At 71.2% G+C, this 23298-nt stretch carries 22 protein-coding genes; 15 read left to right on the top strand and 7 right to left on the bottom strand.

All coding sequences use genetic code 11. The features are described 5' to 3' along the window. Window positions 1-12: 12 nt before the first annotated feature. Window positions 13-348, bottom strand: coding sequence for an ArsR/SmtB family transcription factor (locus FHS29_RS29995; protein ID WP_184696411.1), 336 nt, complete (start codon window positions 346-348; stop codon window positions 13-15). 86 nt (window positions 349-434) lie between these two features. Between FHS29_RS29995 and FHS29_RS29990 the strand changes: the two genes are divergently transcribed. Together FHS29_RS29990 and FHS29_RS29985 are read left to right on the top strand one after the other, a co-directional pair. Further along, window positions 435-1844 carry an MFS transporter gene (locus FHS29_RS29990; protein ID WP_312865163.1) on the top strand — a complete coding sequence of 470 codons (1410 nt, stop codon included), beginning with the start codon at window positions 435-437 and terminating at the stop codon, window positions 1842-1844. A 186-nt stretch (window positions 1845-2030) separates the two neighbouring features. Continuing rightward, on the top strand, window positions 2031-2651 hold the full coding sequence (locus FHS29_RS29985; RefSeq protein ID WP_184696409.1) for a uracil-DNA glycosylase: 621 nt from the start codon (window positions 2031-2033) through the stop codon (window positions 2649-2651). A 27-nt stretch (window positions 2652-2678) separates the two neighbouring features. On the opposite strand, the gene FHS29_RS29980 is transcribed toward FHS29_RS29985, so the two are convergent. The 3 genes from FHS29_RS29980 to FHS29_RS29970 all read right to left on the bottom strand — a co-directional run bounded on the left by FHS29_RS29980 (window position 2679) and on the right by FHS29_RS29970 (window position 5685). After that, window positions 2679-3668, bottom strand: a complete 990-nt coding sequence (locus tag FHS29_RS29980; protein WP_184696407.1) for a helix-turn-helix transcriptional regulator — start codon at window positions 3666-3668, stop codon at window positions 2679-2681. A gap of 21 nt (window positions 3669-3689) precedes the next feature. Beyond that, window positions 3690-4460 (bottom strand): NAD(P)H-binding protein, encoded by a 771-nt coding sequence (locus FHS29_RS29975; RefSeq protein ID WP_184696405.1) that lies wholly within the window; start codon window positions 4458-4460, stop codon window positions 3690-3692. Window positions 4461-4632: 172 nt separating this feature from the next. Then, on the bottom strand, window positions 4633-5685 hold the full coding sequence (locus FHS29_RS29970) for an ATP-dependent DNA ligase (RefSeq protein ID WP_184696403.1): 1053 nt from the start codon (window positions 5683-5685) through the stop codon (window positions 4633-4635). A 111-nt stretch (window positions 5686-5796) separates the two neighbouring features. Here FHS29_RS29970 and FHS29_RS29965 point away from each other — a divergent pair, with 111 nt between their 5' ends. Together FHS29_RS29965 and fgd are read left to right on the top strand one after the other, a co-directional pair. Next, window positions 5797-6300 (top strand): DinB family protein, encoded by a 504-nt coding sequence (locus FHS29_RS29965; RefSeq protein ID WP_184696401.1) that lies wholly within the window; start codon window positions 5797-5799, stop codon window positions 6298-6300. Between the two features lie 116 nt (window positions 6301-6416). Continuing rightward, the gene (fgd, locus tag FHS29_RS29960) at window positions 6417-7421 is read left to right on the top strand and encodes a glucose-6-phosphate dehydrogenase (coenzyme-F420) (RefSeq protein WP_184696399.1); all 1005 of its coding nucleotides are present in this window, start codon (window positions 6417-6419) and stop codon (window positions 7419-7421) included. A gap of 34 nt (window positions 7422-7455) precedes the next feature. On the opposite strand, the gene FHS29_RS29955 is transcribed toward fgd, so the two are convergent. Then, the gene (locus FHS29_RS29955) at window positions 7456-7944 is read right to left on the bottom strand and encodes a cupin domain-containing protein (RefSeq protein WP_184696397.1); all 489 of its coding nucleotides are present in this window, start codon (window positions 7942-7944) and stop codon (window positions 7456-7458) included. Then, the gene (locus tag FHS29_RS29950; RefSeq protein WP_184696394.1) at window positions 7941-9464 is read right to left on the bottom strand and encodes a GGDEF domain-containing protein; all 1524 of its coding nucleotides are present in this window, start codon (window positions 9462-9464) and stop codon (window positions 7941-7943) included. The genes FHS29_RS29955 and FHS29_RS29950 overlap by 4 nt, the downstream gene beginning before the upstream one ends. Before the next feature lie 181 nt (window positions 9465-9645). On the opposite strand from FHS29_RS29950, the gene ruvC reads away from it, so the two are divergent. The 8 genes from ruvC (at window position 9646) to FHS29_RS29910 (ending at window position 19178) form a co-directional block, all read left to right on the top strand. Continuing rightward, the gene (gene ruvC / locus FHS29_RS29945; RefSeq protein WP_184696392.1) at window positions 9646-10251 is read left to right on the top strand and encodes a crossover junction endodeoxyribonuclease RuvC; all 606 of its coding nucleotides are present in this window, start codon (window positions 9646-9648) and stop codon (window positions 10249-10251) included. Then, on the top strand, window positions 10248-10838 hold the full coding sequence (ruvA, locus tag FHS29_RS29940) for a Holliday junction branch migration protein RuvA (RefSeq protein ID WP_184696390.1): 591 nt from the start codon (window positions 10248-10250) through the stop codon (window positions 10836-10838). Before ruvC ends, ruvA begins: the two co-directional genes overlap by 4 nt. Window positions 10839-10980: 142 nt before the next feature. Further along, entirely contained in the window at window positions 10981-12042 is a 1062-nt protein-coding gene (ruvB, locus tag FHS29_RS29935; protein WP_184696388.1) for a Holliday junction branch migration DNA helicase RuvB, read from the top strand. Between the two features lie 95 nt (window positions 12043-12137). After that, window positions 12138-12494 carry a preprotein translocase subunit YajC gene (gene yajC / locus FHS29_RS29930; RefSeq protein WP_376774485.1) on the top strand — a complete coding sequence of 119 codons (357 nt, stop codon included), beginning with the start codon at window positions 12138-12140 and terminating at the stop codon, window positions 12492-12494. Between the two features lie 336 nt (window positions 12495-12830). Then, a complete protein-coding gene (gene secD / locus FHS29_RS29925) occupies window positions 12831-14660 on the top strand; it encodes a protein translocase subunit SecD (RefSeq protein ID WP_184696386.1) in 1830 nt (609 codons plus the stop codon). Between the two features lie 4 nt (window positions 14661-14664). Further along, window positions 14665-15843 carry a protein translocase subunit SecF gene (gene secF, locus FHS29_RS29920; RefSeq protein ID WP_184696384.1) on the top strand — a complete coding sequence of 393 codons (1179 nt, stop codon included), beginning with the start codon at window positions 14665-14667 and terminating at the stop codon, window positions 15841-15843. After that, the gene (locus tag FHS29_RS29915; RefSeq protein ID WP_184696382.1) at window positions 15840-16358 is read left to right on the top strand and encodes an adenine phosphoribosyltransferase; all 519 of its coding nucleotides are present in this window, start codon (window positions 15840-15842) and stop codon (window positions 16356-16358) included. The genes secF and FHS29_RS29915 overlap by 4 nt, the downstream gene beginning before the upstream one ends. A gap of 519 nt (window positions 16359-16877) precedes the next feature. Further along, a complete protein-coding gene (locus tag FHS29_RS29910; protein ID WP_184696380.1) occupies window positions 16878-19178 on the top strand; it encodes a RelA/SpoT family protein in 2301 nt (766 codons plus the stop codon). 514 nt (window positions 19179-19692) lie between these two features. Here FHS29_RS29910 and FHS29_RS29905 read toward each other — a convergent pair. Beyond that, window positions 19693-20556: a peptidylprolyl isomerase gene (locus FHS29_RS29905; RefSeq protein WP_184696377.1), complete on the bottom strand. Its 864-nt coding sequence runs from the start codon at window positions 20554-20556 to the stop codon at window positions 19693-19695. 144 nt (window positions 20557-20700) lie between these two features. Here FHS29_RS29905 and FHS29_RS29900 point away from each other — a divergent pair, with 144 nt between their 5' ends. Genes FHS29_RS29900 through FHS29_RS29890 form a run of 3 tightly spaced genes read left to right on the top strand, consistent with a single transcriptional unit; the run spans window position 20701 to window position 23287 of the window. Continuing rightward, window positions 20701-21399: an MBL fold metallo-hydrolase gene (locus FHS29_RS29900; RefSeq protein WP_184696375.1), complete on the top strand. Its 699-nt coding sequence runs from the start codon at window positions 20701-20703 to the stop codon at window positions 21397-21399. Between the two features lie 5 nt (window positions 21400-21404). Continuing rightward, window positions 21405-22667, top strand: a complete 1263-nt coding sequence (hisS, locus tag FHS29_RS29895; RefSeq protein ID WP_184696373.1) for a histidine--tRNA ligase — start codon at window positions 21405-21407, stop codon at window positions 22665-22667. Beyond that, window positions 22664-23287: a hypothetical protein gene (locus FHS29_RS29890; protein WP_184696371.1), complete on the top strand. Its 624-nt coding sequence runs from the start codon at window positions 22664-22666 to the stop codon at window positions 23285-23287. The genes hisS and FHS29_RS29890 overlap by 4 nt, the downstream gene beginning before the upstream one ends. Window positions 23288-23298 lie beyond the last annotated feature (11 nt).

Below are 23298 nucleotides of genomic sequence, written 5' to 3'. Positions count from 1 at the left end.
GCACGGGCCCGGTCAGGGCGCGTACCGGTCGATCGTCTCCGGGTCGGTGTCCACGCCGCACAGGACGGCGTCGAGCAGGCCGGGGAAGCGAGCGTCCAGGTCCTCCCGGCGCAGCGACAGCAGGTGCTCCCGGCCGGCCGACCGCTGCCAGATCACGCCGCTGTCCCGCAGCACGCGCCAGTGGTGGGTGAGCGTGGACTTCGAGATCTCCTTGCTCAGCACCGTTCCGCACGCGTGTTCGCCGCCGCCCGCCAGCACGCGGACGACGGCCAGCCGCATCGGGTTGCCCAGCGCGGTCAGCACGTTCTCCAGCTTGATCCGGTCCCGTTCGGGGTGGTGGCCGATCACGGCACCCAGTGTACGACAGTACGAGCTGTGTCGTACGATCCGACCGTACGTCAACATTCGTACTATCGGACCTTAAGGATGCTCCCGTGGCCGACCACCGCAAGCTGGGGCTCAGCCTCGCGCTGCTCGCCCTGGCTCAGCTGATCTTCGCGCTCGACCTCAACATCGTGTTCGTCGCGCTGCCCGACATCGGCGCGGAACTCGGCTTCACCAGCCAGACCCAGCAGTGGGTGGTCAGCGCCTACGTGGTGCTGGCGGGCGGTTTCCTGCTGTTCGGCGGGCGGGCGGCGGACCTGCTCGGCCGGCGGCGGATGTTCGTGCTGGCGCTGACCCTCTACGCCGTGTCGTCCCTGGCGGGTGGCCTGGCCACGTCACCGGCGGTGATCATCATCGCCCGGGCGGTGCAGGGCATCGGCGGCGCGTTGCTGCTGCCGTCCACGCTGTCGCTGCTCAACAACCTGTTCGAGGAAGGTCCCAAGCGCAACCGGGCGCTCGCCGTGTGGGGCGGTGCGGGTGCGAGTGGCCTCACCGTGGGCGCGCTGCTCGGCGGCGTGCTGACGGAGAGCTTCGGTTGGCCCGCCGTGTTCTTCGTGAACGTGCCGCTGGCCGGGATCGTCGCGTTGGCCGCGCTCGCCGTCATCCCCGCCGACCCGCGGGGACGGCAGCGGCGGCGGTTCGACCTGCCCGGTGCGCTGACCGTGACGGCCGGCGCGACGTTGCTGGTGTTCGTGCTGGTACAGGGGCCGGAGGTGGGTTGGACCTCGCGGACGGTGCTGGTCGCGGCGGTGCTGGCGGTGCTGTTCCTGGCCGCGTTCGCCCTGATCGAGGCACGCAGTGCCGATCCGTTGATGCCGCCCCGCATGGTGCGCAACCGCAGCCTCCTGGTCGCCGTCACGGTGACCGCCATCTTCATGGGCACGTTCGGCGCGCTGCCGTACTTCCTGACCGTGCTGTTGCAGACCGTGCACCAGTTCTCGGCGTTGCAGGCCGGTCTGGCGTTCCTGGTGCCGTCGCTGGCGATCGCCACGGGCACGCAGCTCGGCGAGCGGATGGCCACCGGGCTGGGCGTCCGGGCGACCCTGGTCTACGGCTTCTCCATCGGGATCGTGGGGACCGTCGTGCTGGCGTTCGCGTTCGACGTGGAGAGCAGCTTCGCGGCGTCCGTGCCGGGGCTGGTCGTGATGGGCGTCGGGCAGGGCATCGTGTGGACCGCGATGTGGATCGCCGCCGCGTCCGGTGTCGCCGCCCACGAGCAGGGCGTCGCGTCCGGCTTGGCGTCCACCACGCTGAACCTGGGCAACGCGGTCGGTCTCGCCGTGCTCATCGCGGTCGCCAACGCGGGGGTGCCCGAGGGTGACGGGGCGCGTGCGGCCACCGCGGACGGCGGGTTCGTCGCCGTGCTGCTGACCGCGGCCGGGATGGTGGTCGGGCTGCTCGCCACGTTCGCGCTGCCGCGCCGGGTGGCGGTGGCGAAGGAGGAGCCGGTGCTCGTCTGACGGTGGCGGTGCACCCGGAGGGGTGTGGGCGGTCGTGCGCGTCGTCGTCGGCGCTCGCGATGCCGGGGAGTCGGCAGGAGTGGTCATCGTTGTCAACACAGTGGGTGAGCAAGGACGCTGTGCGATGGGGTGTTCCGCCCGGACGGAGGATGGCCGCCAGTCGTCGTTCCGGTGGAAAGTCGGCGGGTGCCCTCCAACGTGTTCCCGGCGTCGCCCAAAGGCCACCGCGACCCCCGGATCGTCGCCCGCAAGATGACGCTCCTCCAGGCTCCGCACATGAAGCCGCTCACCGAGTTCGCCCGGCGGATCGCCGACGAGCGCAAGGTGGACGTCCCGCTGTTCGACCCGGCCAGCGGTGGCGTCAACGCCAAGGTCCTCCTGCTGCTGGAGTCGCCCGGCCCCGCTTCGGCGGCCTCCCGGGCGGGCTCCGGCCTGATCTCCCTGGACAACGACGACCAGACCGCCGTCAACGGGTTCACCGCGCTGAAGGAGGCGGGCCTGTCCCGGCAGGTGTGCCTGAACTGGAACATCGTCCCCTGGTACCTCAAGGGGCACGCGCCGACGCCCGCCGAGCTGCGCGCCGCCGTGCCGTACCTGGTGGAGCTGTTGGGCATCCTCAAGAGCCTGAAGGTCGTGGTCGTCCTGGGCACGCCCGCCGGCACCGGCTGGAGCCTGTCCGGGCGCGGCTACGGGCTCAAGGTGTTCAACGGGCCGCACCCGTCGCCGCAGTCCATCAACCGGGACCGGGCCACCCGCTGGCCGCAACTGGTGGAGGCGTTCCGGCAGGCGGCGGCGGCCATCGCGTAGACCCGACCGGGGGGAGGCGGCGCGGGATCATGGCGCCGGCTGGTCACGCACGTCCTCAGCGGGTACCGCCCGGTCGATCCGGCCGCGCAGTTCCCGCAGGTAGGCGATCAGTTCGGGCGGCTCGTGCACCTCGAACTCGCACCCGAGCTGCACCAGTTGGAACGCCAGGAACTCCAGCGTGTCGGTGTGGCTGTGCACGCGCGTCCGCGTCCCGTCGACGGGCTCCAGGTCCGTCGGCGTGTCGCCCAGCCTGCCCCGGAGCCGGGCGATCGGCAGGTGGACGGTGGCCACCGCACGGTAGGTCGGGGCGAGGCTGAGCATCTTGTCCCGCACGTAGGTCGCGGCGTCCGGGCCGGGCAGCTCCCGGGGCTCCGCGCGGGCCCCGGTGGCCAGCAGCCGGTCCACCCGGTCGACCCGGAAGATCCGCCAGTCGTCCCGGTCCAGGTCGAACGCCAGCAGGTACCAGCGGCGACCGGACGGCACCAGGTGGCGCGGTTCCACGTGCCGCCGGGTCTGCGTGCCGTCCGCCGTCAGGTAGTGGAACCGCAGCCGCTCCCGGTTGGCGACCGCCGCCGCCATCGTGGCCAGGTGCTCCGGGTCCACCGTCACGCCGTCGCCGCCCAGCGACACCGGCACGGTCGCCGCGCCGAGCGCGCCCACCCGGCGGCGCAGCCGGGTCGGCAGCACCTGTTCGAGCTTCGCCAACGCCCGCACCGACGACTCCTCGATGCCGGTCACGGCTTGGCGGGCGGCGGTGCGCAGCCCGACGGCGATGGCCACGGCCTCCTCGTCGTCCAGCAGGAGCGGCGGCATCGCGGTGCCCGCCGCCAGCCGGTACCCGCCCTCCGCGCCCATCGTGGCGTGCACCGGGTAGCCCAGGTCGCGCAGCCGGTCGATGTCGCGGCGGATGGTGCGCGGGCTCACCTCCAGCCGCCGGGCCAGCTCGCTGCCCGGCCACTCGCGTGGCGTCTGGAGCAGGGACAGCAGCGTCAGCAGGCGGCCGGGGGTGTCGCTCATGCCGTCCAGGATGACGCACGACTAGGACAGGTGTCGGCCTACTTCGTGCGCCCACCGGGCGAAGTCGGTCGCAGGCCTGCCGAGCACCCGCGTCACGTCGTCGGTGACCCGGGCGGTGTGCCCGGCACGCGCCCACAGCACGCTGCCCCGCCACGTCGGGTCGACGGTGGCGGGCTCGGCGTCGACCACGTCGACCGGCCGCCCCCGGACCTCGCCGAGGATCGCTGCCTGCTCCGGGATGCTCAGCGCCCCCGGGCCGGTGAGCGTGTACAGCTGTCCTCTGTGGACCGACGTGGTCAGCGCTTCCGCTGCCACGGCGGCGATGTCGCGCGGATCGATCACGGCGTGCCCGGCGTCGCCGGTCAGGTTGTACACCGGCTCACGCAGCAGGTTGGTCGCGAACGACGCCGGCCGGAGGATGGTCCACTCCAGTCCGCTGCCCCGGACGGCGTCGTCGGCGGCCAGGTGCCACGCCCCGAGCACCTCGCCGCCGAACCGCTCGCCGGTGCCGATGGCGGACAGTCGCACGATCCTGCGCACCCCGGCGGTCCGGGCGGCGGCGAGCAGGGCGAGGTCGTGGGTCGGTGTCGGCGTCGCGGGGACGGTGACCAGGTAGACGGCGTCCACCCCCTGGAGAGCGCTTACCAGCGTGGACGGATCGTCGAAGTCGCCGTGGACGTCGTCGTCCCGGGACGGGCTGCGGGTCATGCTCCGGACGGGTTCGCCACGGTCGAGCAGGAGCTTGCGGACGAGTCCGCCGGTGGTACCGGTCGCGCCGGTGATCAGGAACATGCGCCCAGCCTGTCCGGCGATGGGGTGCGGACTCTTGGAGAAATCGGCACTACCGCTTGCCGGGGAAGCCGACGCCGGGTGCCGGGCCCAGGCGACGCGCAGCTCGTCGGTCACGCCGGCGCGGACCGGGAACCTCGTCCGGGTTGGTGATCGGGGACGCCCTGCACCTCGGTCACAGGTCGAACACCTCGGCCAGTTCGGCCGGCGGCGCCTCGTCCAGCTGCGCGTAGGTGCACGACTCGGGCGTGCGGTCGGGGCGGAACCGGACCAGTCTGCCGGTGTGGCGGAACCGCATGGCCTGGACGTGCTCGTAGCGCACCTCGGCGACCAGCTCCGGGCGGACCGGCTCCCAGGACAGCGTCTTCGCGGGCGCCCACCGGCTCTGCGCGCCCGGCGTGGCGGCGTCCATGCGCGCCCACTCGCCCCACGGGTGGTCGTCCAGCGCGCGTTCCCGGAACGGGGCCAGCTCGGCCACCAGTTCCCGGCGGCGGGCGGCGGTGAAGCTGCTCGCCACGCCCACGTGGTGCAGCGCGCCCGCCTCGTCGTAGAGGCCGAGCATCAGCGAGCCGACGCCCTCGCCGTCCTTGTGCCAGCGGAACCCGGCCACCACGCAGTCGGCCGTGCGCTCGTGCTTGACCTTCCACATCACGCGGCGGTCCTGCTCGTACGGCAGGTCCGTGCGCTTGGCGACCACCCCGTCGAAGCCCGCGCCCTCGAACCGGGTGAACCAGTCCTGCGCCACGTCCGGGTCGTCCGTCGCGGGCGTCAGGTGGAGGCCGGGCGTGTCCCGGAGGACGCTCGCCAGCAGCCGGCGGCGTTCGCCGAACGGGGTGCCGGTCAGGTCGCGGTCGTCCAGCGCGAGCAGGTCGAACGCGACGAACGCGGCCGGCGTCTCGGCGGCCAGCTTGCGCACCCGGGACGCCGCCGGGTGCAGGCGCAGCTGGAGCAGGTCGAAGCTCAGCCCGTCCGGGGTGACGATGACGATCTCGCCGTCCACCACGCACCGCTGCGGCAGGCCCTTCGCCAGCAGCTCGGCCACCTCGGGGAAGTACCGGGTCAGCGGGCGGTCGTTGCGGGAGCCGAGCTCCAGTTCGGCGCCGTCGCGGAACACCACGCACCGGAAGCCGTCCCACTTCGGCTCGTAGACCAGACCCGGCTCGCGCGGCACCGCGGGCACGGCCTTGGCCAGCATCGGGCGCACCGGCGGCATCACGGGCAGGTCCACGCGGGGAGCGTAAGCCGGAAACGGGAATTTCACCCCCGCTGGGAATCGAGGACCGTAGTTGACCGCAATGGCGCTTAGAGTCGGTTCCGACGACGACGGAAGAAGGCAGTCATGACCCGCACCGCGCAGCTGACCACCGAGCAGACCGACCTGCTGACCACGCTGGCCAAGCACCGCGGCTTCCTGCGCTTCACCGTGCAGGGCCTCACCGACGAGCAGGCGTCCGCCACCCCGACCGCGAGCGCGCTGTCCCTCGGCGGCCTCGTCAAGCACGTCCGGAACGTGGAGGAGAGCTGGATGCGCTTCGCGGTCGGCGGCGCCGAGCTGATGGAGAGCGTGGAGAACGACTGGGAGAACGGCTTCCGCATGGTGCCCGGCGAGACCCTGGAGAGCCTGCTCGCCGACTACGAGGCGACCGCGCGCAAGACCGGGGAACTCGTCGCGGGGCTGGACATGGACACCGCCCACCCGCTGCCGGTCGCGCCCTGGTTCGAGTCCGGCGCCTCGTGGACCGTCCGGCGGGTGCTGCTGCACCTGATCGCGGAGACCTCGCAGCACGCCGGCCACGCCGACATCCTGCGCGAGACGCTGGACGGCCAGAAGACGATGGGCTGACCGCGCTGGTTGCCGTGCCCGCCAACGGTCACGTGCGCTGAGGGTTCTCCCGCGCGCGGCGGATCGGGCCAGGTCCGTAAAGTGCCGGTCGGGGATCAAGGCGACAGGGAGCGGCAATGGACTTGAAGATCGGCTACAAGGCCTCCGCGGAGCAGTTCGGGCCGCGGGACCTCGTGGAGTACGCCGTGCGCGCCGAAGAGGTCGGCCTGGACAGCGTGACGGTGTCCGACCACTTCCTGCCCTGGCGGCACGAAGGCGGGCACGCGCCGTTCGCGCTGTCCTGGATGGCGGCGGTGGGGGAGCGGACGAGCCGGGTCCGGATCGGCACCAGCGTGCTCACGCCGACGTTCCGCTACAACCCGGCGGTGATCGCGCAGGCGTTCGCCACCATGGCGCTGCTGTACGAGGACCGGGTCTTCCTCGGCGTCGGCACCGGTGAGGCGCTCAACGAGATCGCCGTGTCCGGCCGGGAGTGGCCCGAGTTCAAGGAGCGCTTCGCCCGCCTGCGCGAGGCGGTCCGGCTCATCCGCGAGCTGTGGACCGGCGACAACGTCAACTTCTCCGGCGAGTACTACCAGCTGGTCAACGCCAAGGTCTACGACCGCCCGCAACGCCCGGTGCCGATCTACGTCGCGGCCGGCGGCCCGACCGTGGCCAAGTACGCGGGCCGCGCGGGCGACGGGTTCATCTGCACCTCCGGCAAGGGCATGGAGCTCTACACCGGGAAGCTGCTGCCCGCCGTGGCCGCCGGCGCGGAGGCCGCCGAGCGCGACCCGGCCGACATCGACCGGATGATCGAGGTCAAGCTGTCCTACGACCGCGACCCGGCGGCGGCACTGGAGAACACCCGGTTCTGGGCCCCGCTGTCGCTCACCCCCGAGCAGAAGCACACCGTGGACAGCGCCGAGGAGATGGAGCGGCTGGCCGACGAACTGCCGATCGAGCAGGTCGCCAAGCGCTGGATCGTCGCCTCCGACCCGCAGGACGCGGTCGCGCGGATCAAGCCCTACCTGGACGCCGGCCTGAACCACCTGGTGTTCCACGGACCCGGCCACGACCAGCGGCGCTTCCTCGACCAGTTCTCCGAGGACGTCGTCCCGCTGCTGCGCGAACTGGGCTGACCAACCGGCGGAACACCGGGACGGGAGCGGTGGATCAGAACCGGGAGAAGCGCCGGATCAGTTCGACGTGCTCCGGGTAGACCGGCTCCAGGTCGGCGGCCTTGGCGAACTCCACCACGTCGTCGGTGTACGGCGGCACCACCACGGTGCCCACCAGCGACCAGTCGCCGTCCGGCTCGCTCGCCTGCCACACGCCCGGTGCCACCACCACCTGCGGACGCTGGCCCGCCGCCAGGTCGAGACCCAGCACCGGCCGGGTGACCGTGCCGTCGGGGTGCAGCAGCAGCATCCGCAGCGGTGCGCCCGCGTGGTGGGCGTAGACCTCCAGGTGGGACAGCCTGTGCAGGCCGGAGAACTCGGGCGACCGCAGCAGGTAGTAGATGGCCGACGCCTCCGCCGACCGCCACGACTGGCCGAAGTGACCGCCCTCCACGGGCAGTTCCGCCAGGCCCAGCAGTTCGATCACCCGGTCCGCGGTCAACGGCTCCCGGTACCGGCCCGGGGTCGTCCCGTTCGAGGTCATGACAGTTCCGCCTCCACCGATCCGTGCACCACGACCATGCCCTTGCCCAGTCGTTTCGCCGTGTACATCGCCGCGTCGGCGCTGCCCAGCAGGTCGTCCGCGGTGCGCGCCGGGCCGTGGGCGGCGCGGTGCGCGATGCCGATGCTGGCCCGGATGACGTGCTCGCCGCCCGCCGTCCGGTGCGGGGACGACATCGCCTCCAGCACCCGGTGACCGATCTCCTCCGGCGGCGACGGGTAGCCGTCCACCAGGATGCCGAACTCGTCGCCGCCCAGCCGGGCCACCGTGTCCTGCGGGCGCACGCAGTGCTGGAGGCGCTGGGCGACGATCCGCAGCACCTCGTCGCCTTCGGCGTGGCCGTAGTTGTCGTTGACGTCCTTGAAGCCGTCCACGTCGATGAACAGCACCACCAGCGGCTCGCGGTCCTCCAGCGCGGCGTTGAGGCGTTCGCGGAACAGCGCGCGGTTCGCCACCCCGGTCAGCGGGTCGTGGTAGGCCTGGTGGCGCAGCCGTTCCCGGCTGACCCGCAGCTGCTCCAGCAGCCGCACGTTGTCGATCAGGGTGAACAGCTGCCGTGCGATCACCAGCAGCACGACACCCAGGCCGACGTAGACCTCGAACGGGTTCAGCCGCACGCCGGTCGCCGTGCCCACCACGATGAACAGGCCGGTCACCAGCATCGGCAGGTACGGCACCAGGATGTGCAGCATCTCGCCCGCGCGCAGCCGCCCCTCCGACGAGCGCTCCCGGCTGCCGCTGCTCGGCGCGATCGACGACAGGAAGAACAACGCCGGGCACACCATGAAGCCGATGTCGGCGGCCGTCGGGATCGCCGTCGCGCCCTTGCTCACCAGGGACGCGAACACCCAGCCGGACGCCGACTGCCCGAGCGCCGCCAAGGCCACGAACAGCATCGGCAGCTGCCGCACCGAGCGGTGCGACCACGACGACACCAGCAGTACGACCAGCAGCACCAGGTACGCGGCCGGGTGCGCCACCACGGTCGCGAAGCCCGGACCGGAGGTGGCCCACGCCCGCACCATCGACTCCAGCAGCGACACCCAGGTGAGCACGAACAGCGAGCCGACCACGATCAGCCCGTCCAGCACGATCACCAGCCGGCTGCGGTGGTTGGGCAGCGAGCCCGTGCCGCCGTGGCCCAGCACCAGCACGGCGAACAGGGCGAGCACCGGCACCAGGATGAAGCCCAGCGGCGCGACCGTGGTCGACGGCAGCGACACGCCCAGGAAGACCTGGCCCCAGGTCCACGCGCACAGCCCGACCACCAGGCTCGCCATCGAGGCGACCATCCACAGCCGCCAGCGGCGGGCCGTGCCCTGCCGGCGGCGGGCCGCCCGCCAGTAGCAGACCATCGCCGCGGTCGCGCCGGTGAGCTGCGTGAACTTGTCGATCGCCAACGAGGTGGAGCGGTCCAGCACCCCGGAGACCACCAGCGCCACCACCCCGGCCAGCAGCAGGCAGACGGCAGCGGTGACGACGCTGAACCGCCTCAGGGTCATGGCACCCCGCCTATGCCGCGACTGGAGTCGATCAGTGGACCGAGCCACTGTAGTGACCTGGTGACGCTGTGTCGACCGGGGGGTGTCCGATGGTCACCGGACGCGTGTCGGTCCAGGTACGCGGGCCGGTACCCGGTACGGTTCGAACTGGTGTTCGTGACGGGCCTTCGAGGGGACCAAGGTGCGCGTGTTCGGAGTCGACCCCGGCTTGACCCGATGCGGTTTCGGGGTGGTCGACGGGGGCCCCGGCCGCACCGTGCGCCCGGTCGCGGTCGACGTGGTGCGCACGCCCGTGGACGCGGACCTGGCGGTGCGGCTGCTGCTGCTGTCGAACGCGGTGGACGAGTGGCTGGACCGCTACCGGCCGCAGGTGGTGGCCGTGGAACGGGTGTTCAGCCAGTACAACGTGCGCACCGCGATGGGCACCGCCCAGGCGGGCGGCGTGGTGGCGCTGGCCGCCGCGCGCCGGGACCTGCCGGTCGTGTTCCACACGCCGAGTGAGGTGAAGGCGGCCGTCACCGGGTCCGGTCGGGCGGACAAGGCCCAGGTCACCGCCATGGTCACCAAGCTGCTGGGGCTCAAGACCGCGCCCAAGCCCGCCGACGCCGCCGACGCGCTCGCGTTGGCCATCTGCCACCTGTGGCGCGCGCCCATGCGGTCGCGGCTGGAGGAGGCCCAAGCCAGGGCGGCCGAACTCGCCCGGACGCACCGCGCGAAACTGGCACAGGCCAGTGCCCGGCTGTCGGGTCCGTCGACGGCCGCCGAGACCGGAGGGAAGACCAAGTGATTTCGTCGCTTCGTGGGCAGGTGCTGTCCATCGGACTCGATCACGTGGTCGTGGAGGTCGGGGGTGTCGGCTTCGCCGTGCAGGCCACGCCCGCCACGCTCGCCACGCTGCGCCGGGGCGAGGAGGTGCGGCTGTCCACCGCGCTGGTGGTGCGGGAGGACTCGCTGACCCTGTTCGGGTTCGCCGACGCCGAGGCGCGCGAGCTGTTCGGGCTGCTCCAGACCGTGTCCGGGATCGGGCCGAGGCTGGCGCTGGCGACGCTGGCCGTGCTGGAGCCGGACAAGCTGCGCGCCGCGCTGGCCGAGGGCAACATCACCGTGCTCACCCAGGTGCCCGGCATCGGCCGCAAGGGTGCCGAGCGGCTCATCATCGAGCTGCGGGACAAGGTCGGCCAGCTGCAGACCGCGCCCGCCGCGTCCCAGGGCACCGGTCAGGTCCGCACGCAGGTCGCCGAAGCGCTGCTGGGGCTCGGGTTCCCCGCCAAGCAGGCCGAGCAGACGGTGGACGCGGTGCTCGCCGAGGACGGCGCGCTGGGCACCTCCGAGGTCCTCCGCCGGGCCTTGGCCGCGCTGGGGCGCAAGCGGTGAGCCCCGCCGACGCACGCCCGGTCGTGAGCTGCGCCGACGCACGCCCCGTTGTGAGCTGCGCCGATGCGCGCTGTGCCGTGAGCCCCGCCGACGCGCGCCGTGCGGTGAGCCCAGCCGGCGCGGTCGACCCCGCGGAGGCGCAGTGAGCTTCGAGTTCGAGGAGGAGGACACCCTCAACCCGCTGCCCGACCCGACCGAGCGGGACGTCGAGTCGACGCTGCGGCCCAGGGACCTCCAGGAGTTCGTCGGCCAGCCGAAGGTCCGCGAGCAGCTCGACCTGGTGCTGCGCGGCGCGATGCAGCGCGGCGCGCCACCGGACCACGTGCTGCTGTCCGGGCCGCCCGGCCTGGGCAAGACCAGCCTCGCCATGATCATCGCGGCCGAGCTGGGCGCGTCGCTGCGCATCACCTCCGGCCCGGCCCTGGAACGCGCCGGCGACCTCGCCGCGATGCTGTCCAACCTGGTCGAGGGCGACGTGCTGTTCATCGACGAGATCCACCGGATGGCCCGGCCCGCCGAGGAGATGCTGTACCTGGCGATGGAGGACTTCCGGGTCGACGTGGTGGTCGGCAAGGGGCCGGGCGCGACCAGCATCCCGCTGGACATCGCCCCGTTCACCCTGGTCGGCGCGACCACCCGGTCCGGGGCGCTGACCGGCCCGCTGCGCGACCGGTTCGGGTTCACCGGGCACATGGAGTTCTACCGCGCGGACGAGCTGGAGCTGATCATCCGCCGGTCGGCCAAGATCCTCGGCGTCGACCTGCGCGAGGACGGCGGCCACGAGATCGCCGGCCGGTCCCGCGGCACACCCCGGATCGCCAACCGGCTGCTGCGCCGGGTGCGCGACTTCGCCGAGGTGCGCGCGGACGGCGCGGTCACCCGCGCGGTGGCGCAGGAGGCGCTGGCCGTCTACGACGTGGACGAACTGGGCCTGGACCGGCTGGACCGGGCGGTGCTGGGCGCGCTGGTGAAGTCGTTCGGCGGCGGACCGGTGGGCGTCTCCACGCTGGCCGTGGCGGTGGGCGAGGAGCCGACCACGGTGGAGGAGGTGTGCGAGCCCTACCTGGTGCGGGCCGGTATGTTGGCCCGCACGCCGCGCGGCCGGGTCGCGACCGCCTCGGCGTGGCTGCACCTGGGGCTCCAGCCACCCGCGAAGGCCCCCGGTGAGGCGACCCGCTCGCTGTTCGACGACGCCGGCGACTGAGCGCGATTGCTGACCTGGCACAATCGGCGGCGGTACCCCAGAAATCCGGACGTTCCGGGCAGACCTGTCCCGCCGCGCCGGTTGAACGGAGAATGATGGGCAACCTGTCTTCCTTGATGTTCCCGCTGCTGCTCGTGCTGCTCGCGGTGCCGCTGTTCCTCAGCGCCCGCAAGCAGAAGAGGGCGGTCGCCGAGCAGCAGGCGCTGCTCAACTCCCTGGAGCCGGGTGACCGGGTCATGACGACCTCCGGGCTGTACGCGACCGTCGCCGACGCGAGCGACGAGACGACCATCGAACTGGAGATCGCCGACGGCGTCGTCACGACGTGGCTGCGCCAGGCGGTCCGGGAGAAGGTCGTGGCCGACGCCGACGAGACCGACGCCGTCGTGGACGACGTCGAGGACGCGGACGCGGTGGTCGACGCGCCGGTGCAGCAGGACACCAAGAAGTAGCTGAGGAAAGGCAATGGGGTTGTGCCGCGGCGCGGCACAATCCTTTCGCCGCCGCGTGCCGATTGCCGTGGTGAATGACCGGTGCGGACCGGGTCAAGTGTGAACGCCGAACGGCCGATGCGATTGGTCCGGTTAACGCCTTATGGCCGGTCGGGAATCCTCCGGGCGGTCCGCGGCCGGATCGAGATCCGGTGACAGACAACTCACACGGTGCGGGGTACGCTGCGCAATCACCCGGCAGGGCAGTGTCGGGTGGGCAAGCGCTGCCCTGATCCGTGTTCCACGGTCGTGGCGGCGTTCGACATCATCTTCGGAGTTCTAGGAGACGGACGGACCGTGGCACCTCCGGCCGGGCAAATCCGCCCCGCGAAGTACTTGGGCGCGTTTGTCCTCATCGTGGTCGCGCTGTACTCCTTGGTGTTCTTCACCGGGAACGGCAACGCGACTCCCAAGCTCGGCATCGACCTCCAGGGTGGCACGCGGGTCACGTTGACCGCACGCGCACCGGATGGCCAGACGCCGACGGACCAGGCGCTCAACCAAGCCCGGGAGTTGATCGAGACCCGGGTGAACGGGCTCGGTGTCAACGGCGCGGAGGTCGTCCGCGACGGCACCAACCTGGTGATCACGGTCCCCGGCGCGGACAGCGAGGGCGCCAAGCGCCTCGGCCAGACCGCGAAGCTGAACTTCCGCAAGGTGGTCGGCTCGCCGCTGCCGAACGCGCAGGCCGCTCCGCCGTCGTCGTCCAGTGCGCAGGCCCCGTCGGGCTCGGCCACGCCGACCACGGCGCCGAGCGCGCCGGCGGGCTCGGAGACGGCGTCCGCGCCGACCACCACGGCCCAGGGCAGGCCCGCCCCGGCGCTGGAGGGCCAGCCGACGACCACGCCGCCGCCCGCGACCACGACGCCGCCCGCCACGACGACGTCCGCGCCGGCCAAGCCGGAGGTCGACTGCCGCAAGGTGTTCAACGGCGAGTACGCGGAGAAGACCGAGGACGCCATCCACGAGTCCCGCACCTGCCGCCAGGACCCCGCGCTGACCACGCTGGACGCGCAGACCGTGTCGCAGGCGCTGACCGCGTTCACCTGCCCGGCCAAGGACCCGCTGCTGGGCAACGACGACCCGGCGCTGCCGCTGCTCACGTGCGACCAGAAGAACGAGTTCAAGTACGTGCTCGCGCCGGTCACCCCGCCCACCGACGGCAGCGTCAAGGACGACGACTTCTCGCTGTACAGCCGGCTGAGCGGTGAGGACATCGACAACGCGGTGTCCGGCACCGACCCGCAGGGCGCCGGCTTCATCGTCAACCTGACGTTCAAGGGCGCGGGCGGCGACAAGTGGGGCAAGTTCACCTCGGCGAACGTGTCCCAGCAGGTCGCCGTGGTGCTGGACACCCAGGTGGTGTCCGCGCCGAACATCAACGAGCCGATCCTGGGCGGTTCGACGCAGATCTCCGGCAAGTTCACCCAGAAGGAGGCCGACGGCCTGGCGAACGTGCTGAAGTACGGCTCGCTCCCGCTGTCGTTCGAGGCCTCCGAGGCGGAGACGGTGTCCGCGACGCTGGGCCTGTCCTCGCTCAAGGCCGGCCTGATCGCGGGCGGCATCGGCCTCGCGCTGGTGTTCGTCTACTGCCTCATCTACTACCGCCTGCTGGGCGTGCTGACGATCCTGTCGCTGGTGCTGTCCGGCGTGGTGGTCTACGGCGTGCTGGTGCTGCTCGGCCGCTGGATCGGGTTCACCCTGGACCTCGCGGGCATCGCCGGGTTCATCGTGGCCATCGGTATCACCGCGGACTCGTTCGTGGTGTTCTTCGAACGGTTGAAGGACGAAGTGCGCGAAGGCCGGACGTTCCGCTCCGGCGTACCGCGCGCGTGGGTCCGTTCCCGTCGTACCATCCTGTCGGCGGACGCGGTCAGCTTCCTCGCCTCGGCCATCCTGTACGTGATCGCGGTGGGCCAGGTGAAGGGCTTCGCGTTCACCCTCGGCATGTCGACCGTCCTGGACCTGGTCGTGGTCTTCCTGGTCACGCACCCGCTGGTCTCGATGGTCTCCAAGTCGAAGTCGCTGTCCAACCCGAAGCTGTCCGGCCTGGGCGGGGCCGCCCAGGCGGGCGCCGACGAGCGGGCCCTGTCGGCAGCCAAGAGCGCCGCCGTGAAGGAGGTCTGATCCGATGTCACAGTCCAAGGGCAGTGTGTTCCACCGGCTGTACGTCGGGACGGGCGCGTTCGACATCATCGGCAAGCGCAAGCGCTGGTACGTGCTCTTCGGCCTGATCCTGCTGATCTGCATCGGCTCGATCCTGTTCCGCGGCTTCAACCTGGGCATCGACTTCACCGGCGGCACGCGCATCCAGCTGCCCGCGGTGTCCGCGTCCGGTGAGATCAGCACGGACGCGGCCAAGGACAGCTTCACCAAGGCGCTCGGCGCGGAGCCCACCGCCGTGCAGGCCGTGGGCACCGGCGCGTCGGCCACCATCCAGATCCGCTCCGAGACGCTGGACGCGGCGAAGGTCGCGACGGTCAAGGAGGCGCTGAACAACGACCTCAAGCCCAACGGCGGCATCGACACCATCAGCGACAGCGCGGTGTCGGCGTCGTGGGGCGGCTCGATCACCACCCAGGCCATCATCGCGCTCGCCGTGTTCTTCGTCGCGGTGGCGATCTTCCTGGCGCTGTACTTCGAGTGGTCGATGGCCATCGCCGCGCTGGTCGCCGTGTTCCACGACGTCCTCATCACGGCCGGCATCTACTCGCTGGTCGGCTTCGAGGTCTCGCCCGCGACGGTGATCGGCCTGCTCACCATCCTGGGCTTCTCGCTGTACGACACAGTCGTGGTGTTCGACAAGGTCAAGGAGAACACCAGAGGGATCCTGGGCCTGACCAGGCGCACCTACGGCGAGGCGGCCAACCTGGCGGTCAACCAGACCCTGATGCGCTCGATCAACACGTCCCTGATCGCCCTGCTGCCCGTGCTGGGCCTGCTGGCGATCGGCGTGGGCCTGCTCGGCGTCGGCACCCTGAAGGACCTGGCCCTGGTCCAGCTGACCGGTATGGCGATCGGCGCCCTGTCGTCGATCTACATCGCCACCCCGGCCGCCGTGGACCTGAAGATGCGCGACCCGCGCTACAAGGCCCAGGCCGCCCGCGTGCAGGCCCGCCGCGACAACCTGGCGCGCAAGGCGTCCGGCGAACCGGCCACCGGCGGCGACATCGTGGAGTCCACCGACGACGAGTCGTTGCAGGCCGAACTCCGCAAGGAGAAGGCCCTCACCGCCGCGGCCGGCGTCCCGTCCCGCACCGGCAAGGCCGCCGACACCCGTCGCCGACCGACCGGCAAGAAGCACCGTTGAAGCTCGACCGAGCCCTTGGGCTGCTGCGTGAGGTCCCGGACTTCCCCCGACCGGGGGTCGTCTTCCGGGACCTCACGCCGGTCCTGGCCAACCCCGACGCGCTGCGCGCCGTGGTGGACGCCCTCCAGGACAAGATCCACCCGGACACGCAGGTGGTGGCCGCCATCGAGTCGCGCGGCTTCCTCCTCGGAGCCGCCCTCGGCTACGGCTGGCGCTACGGCGTGGTCCCGCTCCGCAAACCGGGCAAGCTGCCCGCCGTCGCCCACCGGGTCTCCTACGACCTGGAGTACGGCACGGCCACCCTGGAACTCCCCGCCGACTCCATCACCCCGGGCCAGCAGGTGGTGGTGGTCGACGACGTCCTGGCCACCGGCGGCACCGCCGCCGCGGCCTGCCAACTAGTGGAACGGGCGGGCGGCGTGGTAACCGGCGTCTCCGTGGCCTTGGAGCTCACCGCCCTGGCCGGCCGAGACCGCCTACCCGGCCGCTCAGTGCACTCCCTGCTAGCCGTCTGACCAGCCAAAACCCGGCCACGACACCCAGCCACAACGCCCGAGCCCGCGCGCAGCGCACACCACCCACCTGTGTGTCATCCCCGTATGGCCTGCGCGCAGCGAACCGCGCTTGTCTTGGGGGTGCAAGCACGCTTCACCGCTTGCACCCCCAAGACAAGGGTGGTTGTCTTCGACCAGGCCATACGGGGATGACACACAGCCACACCCGCAAAGCTCGAAGAGCTTTGCCCCCCATCCTTGGCGGCCAGCCCGTCCGGCGAGGACGCTCTTCTCTTTTTAACTCTTCCCCCTCCCTCCGCCCCCTCGCCCCTCGCTCTTCCCCCCCTCGCCCTCTCGCTCTTCCTCCTTACGCCCATCGCTTTCGGCTCTGCCCCCCACAGCTCCACCCGCCCCGATCCCATATCGCTCCGACTGAACTCCCAATGCAGTTCGTCGTGTGAAGTTCACCGCTCATCGGCCGGCAACCCGGACAACCCCCGCCACGGAGTTATCCTCGGTTCCTAGCCCCGAGGAGCGTGGTTGAGCCAGGACACCGAACCCGCCGCGACGCCGCAGCCCGTGCCCGCACGGCCTCCGTCGGCGACCAGGCGCGTGCGCGCACGACTCGCCCGCCGGATCACCGCCCAGCGGGCCGCCCCCGTCAAACAGGTCCTGGAACCCCTGGCCGCGGTCCACCGCGACCTGCACCCCAAGGCCGACCTGGCACTCCTCCAGCACGCCTACGACGTGGCCGAGGAGAAGCACCGCCCCCAACGCCGCAAGTCCGGTGACCCGTACATCACCCACCCCCTCGCCGTGGCCACCATCCTGGCCGAGCTGGGCATGGACACCACCACCCTGGTGGCCGCCCTGCTGCACGACACCGTCGAGGACACCGACTACTCCCTGGACCAGCTCCGCGTCGACTTCGGCAACGAAGTGGCACTCCTCGTGGACGGCGTGACCAAGCTGGACAAGGTCAAGCTGGGCGCGGCCGCCGAAGCGGAGACCATCCGCAAGATGGTCATCGCCATGGCCAAGGACCCGCGCGTCCTGGTGATCAAGCTCGCCGACCGCCTGCACAACATGCGGACGATGCGGTTCCTCCCGCCCGAGAAGCAGGCCCGGAAGGCGCGGGAAACCCTCGAGGTGCTGGCCCCGCTGGCGCACCGGCTGGGCATGGCCACCGTGAAGTGGGAGCTGGAAGACCTCGCGTTCGCGATCCTGCAGCCGAAGAAGTACGACGAGATCGTCCGCCTGGTCGCGAACCGCGCCCCCTCTCGGGACACCTACCTGAGCGGCGTGATCAACGAGCTGTCCTCGCAGCTGGAGTCCGCCCGGATCACCGCGAAGGTGGAGGGGCGTCCGAAGCACTACTACTCCATCCACCAGAAGATGATCGTCCGGGGCCGGGAGTTCGACGACATCCACGACCTGGTGGGCGTGCGGATCCAGGTGGACGAGGTCCGGGACTGCTACGCCGCCATGGGCGTGGTGCACGCGCTGTGGCAGCCCATGCCCGGCAGGTTCAAGGACTACATCGCCCAGCCCAGGTTCGGCGTGTACCAGTCCCTGCACACCACCGTGATCGGCCCCGACGGCAAGCCGCTGGAAGTGCAGATCCGGACCTACGACATGCACCGCACCGCCGAGTACGGCATCGCGGCGCACTGGCGGTACAAGGAGACCCGGGGCACCCACAGCGGCAAGGGCGTCGAGGTCGACGAGATGGCGTGGATGCGCCAACTGCTCGACTGGCAGCGGGAAGCCGCCGACCCGGGTGAGTTCCTGGAGTCGTTGCGGTTCGACCTCGCGGCTCGGGAGATCTTCGTCTTCACGCCCAAGGGTGACGTGGTGACGCTGCCGACCGGGTCCACGCCGGTGGACTTCGCGTACGCCGTGCACACCGAGGTCGGGCACCGGTGCATCGGGGCGCGGGTGAACGGCCGGCTGGTGGCGCTGGAGCGGAAGCTGGAGAACGGCGAGGTCATCGAGATCTTCACCTCCAAGGCGGAGGGGGCGGGGCCGTCCCGGGACTGGCTGTCGTTCGCCGCGTCGCCCAGGGCGAAGGCGAAGATCAAGCAGTGGTTCGCGAAGGAGCGCAAGGAAGAGGCCATCGAGGTCGGCAAGGACGCGATCGCCAAGGAGGTGCGGCGGGTCGGTCTTCCGCTGCAGCGCCTGGTGTCCGCGAACTCGATGGGTGCCCTTTCCAAAGAGCTGCACTACCCGGACGTTTCGGCGTTGTACGCCGCTGTCGGCGAGGGGCACACCTCCGCGCGGCACGTGGTGCAGCGGTTGGTGGCCCAGCTCGGCGGGGTCGACCACGCCGAGGAAGAGCTGGCGGAGCGTTCCACGCCTTCCACGGTGGCCCGGCGCCGGGTCACCGGGGATGCCGGGGTCATCGTCAAGGACGCGGCGGACGTCTGGGTGAAATTGGCCCGGTGTTGCACGCCGGTTCCCGGGGACGACATTCTCGGGTTCGTCACCCGTGGTGGCGGGGTTTCGGTGCACCGGACCGACTGCACAAATGCCGATGAGCTGGTGAAGACGCCCGAGCGGTTGTTGGACGTCGAGTGGGCGCCTTCGTCGTCTTCGGTGTTCTTGGTGGCCATCCAGGTCGAGGCGTTGGACCGGCACCGGTTGTTGTCTGACGTCACAAAGGTGCTCGCCGATGAGAAGGTGAACATTCTTTCGGCTTCGGTGACCACGTCGCGGGATCGGGTGGCGGTCAGTCGATTCTCGTTCGAGATGGGTGACCCGAAGCACCTGGGGCACGTCTTGAAGGCTGTTCGCAGTGTTGAGGGCGTTTATGACGTGTACCGGGTCACGTCGGCTTCTTGAGTTTTAGGTCGGTCGGGTGTCGCTTTATCGATGGGGTTTTATAGTCGGGTAGGCGCGGGTTTTGGTCTACGGGCCAAGATTAAAAGCGTCCTCGCCGGACGGGCAGGCCTCCAAGGAGGCTTGAAGGGCAAAAGCTTGAAAAGCGGTCGTGTTCTCCCCGTATGACCTGTCAAAGACCACCACCCTTGGCAATGGGGTGCAAGCGGTGAAGCGTGCTTGCACCCCATTGCCAAGTGTGGTTGCCCTGCGGGCAGGCCATACGGGGAGAACACGAAGCTCGGAGTCTGGCCGGTCGCGGGCCGGGCGCGTGCTGGCCGGGCGCGGGCCCGGGCGGGGTTGTGGCGGGCGGCCGGGGGCGGGATGGGGGGCGCTTGCTGCCTGTGGCTTGGGGCGTCAGCGAAACGTCAGGCGGCGGTGTCACGATCCGGGCGCCGGGTGCCTCACACCCCGGCGGGGAAGACGAAGGGGCCCCGCACTCCTCTCCCGAGTGTGGGGCCCCTTCGCGTCCGGTGTTCTAGGCGACGGTGACTTCCTCGAACTTGACTTCCTTGTTCGGCTTGCCGCCGCCGGGGGACGGGTCGAAGGAGCCGTCGTGGCCGGCTCGGGCCACCTCGTCGATGAGCTTCAGGCCCGCTTCGTCCACGCTGCCGAAGACCGTGTAGTCCGGGGACAGCTGGGCGTCGCCGTAGACGATGAAGAACTGGCTGCCGTTCGTGCCCTTCTGGGTCTCCGGGTCCGCGCCGGCGTTGGCCATGGCGAGGTAGCCGCGACCGTAGGTCAACTCGGGCCACGTCTCGTTGTCGAACGCGTAGCCCGGGCCGCCGCTGCCGGAGCCGGTCGGGTCGCCGCACTGGAGCATCTGCAGGCCCTGGGTGCCGATGCGGTGGCAGGTGGTGCCGTTGAAGTAGCCCTGCTTGGCCAGGCTGACGAAGCTGTTCACCGTGCACGGCGCCAGCGAGCGGTCCAGGGTCAGCTTCAGTTCGCCGATGTTGGACTTGATGGTGGCGGCGGCCGTTCCGGCGGAGGAGGCGCCGGCGGCTTCGGGGGCCTTCGTGCCCTCCTTGGCCGAGGCTTCCTTCGACGGGCGGTACTCGCAGTTCACCGGGTCCGCCAACGGGGTCGGCCGCTTCGGCAGCGGCTTGACCTCGGTCGGGATCTGGACCGGGGTGGGCGTGGTCGAGCTCCCGGCGGCGTTGTCGTCGCCGCTGTTGAAGTCGGTCGTGGCGAGGAAGTAGACACCGCCCGCGACCACGACGACGAGGGCCGCCGTCACGACCACAGCAAGGACTCGGCGCCGCTTCGCGCGCTCCGCCCGGCGGACGAGCTGGCGCTCCAGCTTCCGCTTGGCCTGCTCGCGGCGCTGCACGTTGGTCGGCACCTGCAACCTCCCTGTTCTCGCGTCGACCGGCGACGATCGGTCAGCAGTCTAGGGGGCTCGTATATAGCCGGCGTCAGGCGGATAGGCTGGTTAACAGGTCCACAGGCATCTGTTGCCATTCCGTCGCCGACGAGAGGTGTCCGCGTGCTGGTGATCGGGTTCCCCACCGGCGCTCTCCAGGCCAACTGCTTCGTGCTGGCCACCGAGGCCGGCGGGCCGTGCGTGGTGGTCGATCCGGGCCAGGACGCGGCCGAGCCGGTCGCCGAGGCGCTGCGGGAGCACCGCCTGTCGCCGGTGGCCGTGCTGCTCACGCACGGGCACTTCGACCACACGTTCTCCGTCGCGCCGGTCTGCGACGGCAACGACATCCCCGCGTGGATCCACCCGGACGACCGGGTGCTGCTCTCCGACCCGTTGAAGGGCATCAGCGCCGAGTCGCGCGCGTTCTTCGGCGGCAACCTGGAGATGCGCGAACCGCGTGAGGTGCGCGAGCTGACCGACCGGGCCGAGCTGGAGCTGGCGGGGCTGCGGCTGACGGTCGACCACACACCGGGCCATACCGGCGGGTCGGTGATGTTCCGCGCCGGCACCGAGGAGGGCGGACGGCTCGTGCTGTCCGGCGACACCCTCTTCGCCGGCTCCATCGGACGCACCGACCTGCCGGGCGGCGACCACCGCGCCATGCTGACGTCACTGCGCACGAAGGTGCTGACGTTGGACGACGACACAGTGGTACTGCCCGGCCACGGGCCCACGACGACCATCGGCCGCGAGCGCGTGAGCAACCCTTTCCTGCTGGAACTGGGCGACGACGCGCCCGCCGCACCGCACCGAGGACTGTAGAAACCGTGACCGCGTTCTCCGCCCCCAAGGGCGTGCCCGACTACTTCCCGCCGACCTCCGCCACGTTCCTGGCGGTCCGCGACACCCTGCTGGGTTCCGCGCGCCGCGCCGGGTACGGCTACATCGAGCTGCCCGTCTTCGAGGACACCGCGCTGTTCGCGCGCGGTGTCGGCGAGTCCACCGACGTGGTCACGAAGGAGATGTACACCTTCACCGACCGCGGCGGCCGTTCCATCACGTTGCGCCCCGAGGGCACCGCCGGCGTGATGCGGGCGGTCATCGAGCACGGGCTGGACAAGGGCCAGCTGCCGCTGAAGCTCGCCTACGCCGGCCAGTTCTTCCGCGCCGAACAGCCCCAGTCCGGCCGCTACCGGCAGTTCCACCAGGTCGGCGTGGAAGCCGTCGGGGTGGACGACCCGGCGCTGGACGCCGAGGTCATCGCGGTCGCCGACGAGGCGTTCCGGGAGATGGGGCTGACCGGGTACCGGTTGGAGCTGACGTCGCTGGGCGACTCGTCGGACCGGCCGGCGTACCGGGAGCGGCTCCAGGCGTTCCTGGCGAAGCTGCCGCTGGACGACGAGACCCGGCGGCGGGCCGGCATCAACCCGTTGCGGGTGCTGGACGACAAGCGGCCCGAGGTGCGGGCGATGGTGGAGGACGCGCCGCTCATGCGCGACCACCTGTCCGACGCGTCGCGCGCGCACTACGAGCAGGTCAAGGGCTACCTGGACGACCTGGGCGTGAAGTTCGTGGAGAACCCGCGGATGGTGCGCGGCCTGGACTACTACACCAAGACCTGCTTCGAGTTCGTGCACGACGGGCTGGGCGCGCAGTCCGCCATCGGCGGCGGCGGCCGGTACGACGGGCTGATGGAGCAGTTGGGCGGCCAGCCGCTGTCCGGTGTCGGCTTCGGCCTGGGCGTGGACCGGTCGCTGCTGGCGTGCCAGGTCGAAGGCGTGCAGCCGGGCGACGTGTCGCGGTGCGACGTGTACGGCGTGCCGCTGGGCGAGGCCGCCAAGTCCCGGCTGGTGGCGCTGTCGGCCCCGCTGCGGGCGGCCGGCGTGCGGTACGACCTGGCGTACGGCGGCAAGGGCCTCAAGGGCGCGATGAAGGGCGCCGACCGGTCCGGGGCGCGGTACGCGCTGGTGCTGGGCGAGCGGGACATCGAGGCGGGCGTCGTGCAGCTCAAGGAGCTGGCCACCGGCGACCAGCGCGAGGTGCCGCTGGTGGACGTGGTGATCTCGGTGCGGGAGGCGTTGGGCCGGTGAGCGAGCGGATCCCACTCGACCTGCTGGACCCCGCCGCGGTGCGCAAGCGCGCCCGGACGGTGGGTGTCGGCGCGCTGATGGTGGCCGCCGCGTTCGGCGGGTTGCTGGGACTGCTCGCCGGCCGGACGGCCGGTCTGGTCACGGCGGCCGTGTTCGCCGTGCCGCTGCTGTTGTTGGCGTGGTCGGAGGCGCGTCGGCGGGTGTGGCTGGAGGGCCACGTCCTGTCCGTGCGCGCCTTCGGCACGCGTTCGGTCGACCTGCACACGGCCGACCAGCTGGACCTGCTGGTGACGGACATGCGCGGCAGTCGGACCGTCGGGTTGTTCGTGCGCGGCGGCGGGAAGGCGATCAACCTGGCGCTGGCCGTCTACGCCGGCACCGGCGGGCGTGAGCAGGGCGTGTTCGCGCTGCGGAAGCTGGCCGACGTGCTGGCCGGTCGCGGTGACGCGCCCGGTCTGGTGTTCTCCGAGTTGCTGGTCGCGCAGTTGCGGGCGGAGGCGCGCGGGCTGGCGGCGGCGGACCGGCCGCTGTACCAGCTGGGGTCGCTGGCCCCGGCCGGTCGGCTGGCGCAGAAGCTGAACCCGGACGCCATCTCGCGCTTCGTGTCCACGTTGGACTGAGGCTCGGGCGC

It is taken from the genome of Saccharothrix tamanrassetensis (genome assembly GCF_014203665.1).
Classification (GTDB): domain Bacteria; phylum Actinomycetota; class Actinomycetes; order Mycobacteriales; family Pseudonocardiaceae; genus Actinosynnema; species Actinosynnema tamanrassetense.
Note: the sequence above shows the minus strand (reverse complement) of the source record. Positions and strands in the feature narration are given on the sequence as shown.

Bases quoted from the DNA above. Each gene is read 5' to 3' on its own strand.
- FHS29_RS29980 (WP_184696407.1), bottom strand. From the start codon at position 3,668: ATGAGCGACACCCCCGGCCGCCTGCTGACGCTGCTGTCCCTGCTCCAG.
- FHS29_RS29975 (WP_184696405.1), bottom strand. From the start codon at position 4,460: ATGTTCCTGATCACCGGCGCGACCGGTACCACCGGCGGACTCGTCCGC.
- FHS29_RS29965 (WP_184696401.1), top strand. From the start codon at position 5,797: ATGACCCGCACCGCGCAGCTGACCACCGAGCAGACCGACCTGCTGACC.
- fgd (WP_184696399.1), top strand. From the start codon at position 6,417: ATGGACTTGAAGATCGGCTACAAGGCCTCCGCGGAGCAGTTCGGGCCG.
- FHS29_RS29955 (WP_184696397.1), bottom strand. From the start codon at position 7,944: ATGACCTCGAACGGGACGACCCCGGGCCGGTACCGGGAGCCGTTGACC.
- FHS29_RS29950 (WP_184696394.1), bottom strand. From the start codon at position 9,464: ATGACCCTGAGGCGGTTCAGCGTCGTCACCGCTGCCGTCTGCCTGCTG.
- yajC (WP_376774485.1), top strand. From the start codon at position 12,138: ATGGGCAACCTGTCTTCCTTGATGTTCCCGCTGCTGCTCGTGCTGCTC.
- secF (WP_184696384.1), top strand. From the start codon at position 14,665: ATGTCACAGTCCAAGGGCAGTGTGTTCCACCGGCTGTACGTCGGGACG.